This window comes from Rhizobium sp. UBA1881 (assembly GCF_002338015.1).
Lineage (GTDB): Bacteria > Pseudomonadota > Alphaproteobacteria > Rhizobiales > Rhizobiaceae > Rhizobium.
Genome location: NZ_DDHH01000135.1, coordinates 2951 through 5048 on the forward strand (window position 1 = coordinate 2951; position 2098 = coordinate 5048).

Annotated in this window: 2 protein-coding genes and 1 pseudogene; all 3 read right to left on the reverse strand. The window is 57.7% G+C overall.

The genetic code is table 11. The annotated features are described in order from the left end of the window. Window positions 1-187: pseudogene (locus B3605_RS16500) on the reverse strand (hypothetical protein); the annotation flags it as partial. Window positions 188-283: 96 nt separating this feature from the next. Next, window positions 284-922, reverse strand: coding sequence for a glutathione S-transferase family protein (locus B3605_RS16505; protein ID WP_112819895.1), 639 nt, complete (start codon window positions 920-922; stop codon window positions 284-286). Between the two features lie 174 nt (window positions 923-1096). Further along, on the reverse strand, window positions 1097-2098 hold a 1002-nt coding region (locus B3605_RS16510; protein ID WP_296435096.1), incomplete at its 5' end, for an LLM class flavin-dependent oxidoreductase.

The following is a 2098-nucleotide window of genomic DNA, read 5'->3' on the forward strand; positions in this document are numbered from 1 at the left end:
ATTCGATGATACGGCCGGGGACAGAATCGGATGAGCGCCAGCCTTCCGAACCAAACCGATCGCCGTTAGACCAGTAGGCAAGATCGACCTGCGCCGGTCCCTGTTCGGATGGATGGATCGTCACGAGAATCCGGCTGCCGTCCTTCGGGGCGCTTGCCATGTGGCGCCACTGGTTTGGGTCTTCCATCAACGTCCTCCCACATTGCTGTAGTTCACAAGTGTGGCGTCGCCGTTGAAAACGTCAACTCAAACTTCGCGAAATGCCCTCCGCATTTCGCCGATTTCAAACTGGCAGTGGGGGCATCGGCGGTGCTTCGAGCCCATGGAAAGGGTCGCGCCAGGCGTCAATCTCAGTCAGTCGGTTCGACCAGCGCTGAATGGAGGGATAGTCCGACACCGGCAATTTTGCGGCATCATTGAACGGCAGGAAGGTTGCCATGCGAAAATCCGCGAAGGAGATCGTGTCGCCAACGAGCCACATGCGATCGGCAAGTTCGGCCTCAAGCAGGGCTGCGGCCCTGTGGAACTGCTTCAGTCCGCTTTCGACCTGCGCTTCATCACAGCTACCAATGCCATAACGCGGTTTTGTCCCGCGCTCCCAATGGACCGCGTCACATGCCTTCACAAAATTGTCCTTCGCCCAACTGATCCAGCGGATCATCTCCGGTTCATCATCATCGGTACGCCAGAAATTCGAACCGGTATGTCGGGAAAGGTAACAGGCAATCGCGTCGGTTTCCCATAGCGATCGTCCCGGGCGCTCGAGGATTGGAAGCAGGAGATTGGGGTTAAGTGGCAGGTAGCGTTCCGATTGCCCAGGCTCCAGAGGAGACGCGAATTCAAATTCGATGTTTGCGTCCAGGTGCCTGGCAACGGCAACGGCCAGACGTGGATTTGGATTTCTGCTGAAATAGAGCTTCATGGGGATCTCCTCCGATGCTTTTACCTTTCAAGGACGAACCAGGATCTGTCGTGCCGACACTGTCGGATGAAGATCCTAAATGAAAGGATTACACCGAAGCACCGGGAGGGCCGAAGACTATTCGATCCTCCCGGTGCGGCGCAGGGCGATATCGTTCTCCGCATCGGGTCAGGCTCAGGGCTGCGCCAGCATTGAGCGGACCAGCGGGATAACCTTGGTGCCGTAGAGGGCGATGCTGTTCATGAGCTTTTCGTGCTCCATCGGACCAGCCGAATACTTCATCTGGAAGCGCGAAATACCAAGTGTTCTGACGAGGTTGACGATCTTCTTCGCGACCGTTTCCGGCGATCCCGCGTAAAGCGATCCGTGTTCGATCTCGTTGTCGAAATCACGCTCTGTTACCGGCGGCCAGCCGCGCTCCCTGCCGAGGCGATCACGGATCTTCTTGAAATGCGGAAACAGATCGCGGCGAGCCTCTTCATCGTTTTCGGCGATATAGCCAGGCGAGTGGACGCCAACTTCACGCGCGGGCCGGCCCGCCTGCTCGGACGCTTTCTTGTAGAGATCCACATAGGGCACAAAGCGTTGCGGGTTGCCGCCGATGATCGCCAGCATCAGCCGCATGTCGTGCCTTACTGCGCGGATCACCGATTCGGGACTGCCGCCTACGCCGATCCACGTCTTCAGCTGGCCGTCGCCAATCGGAGGGTAGATGCGCTGGTCCTTCAAGGGCGGTCGCCAGTCTCCCTCGTAATCGATGACATCCTTGGTGACGAGTTCAGAGAAGAGGTCGAGCTTCTGTTCGAACAGTTCTTCGTATTTCGACAGATCGTAGCCGAAAAGCGGGAAGGATTCGATGAAGGAGCCACGGCCCAGAATAACCTCGGCGCGTCCGTTGGAGATTGCGTCGAGCGTGGAGAACCGCTGGAAGACGCGTATGGGGTCGTCTGAGCTCAACACGGTGACTGCTGATCCCAATCGTATGCGTTCTGTGCGCGCCGCAATCGCCGAGAGAACAACTTCGGGAGCGGACACGGCAAAATCTTTTCGGTGGTGTTCGCCGATGCCGAAAAAATCGATGCCATGCCGGTCTGCTAGAACGGCCTCTTCGATCACGTTGCGGATGACTTGAGGTTGCGCAAGAAGCTGACCGTCTGCCGCCGTGGTGACGTCTCC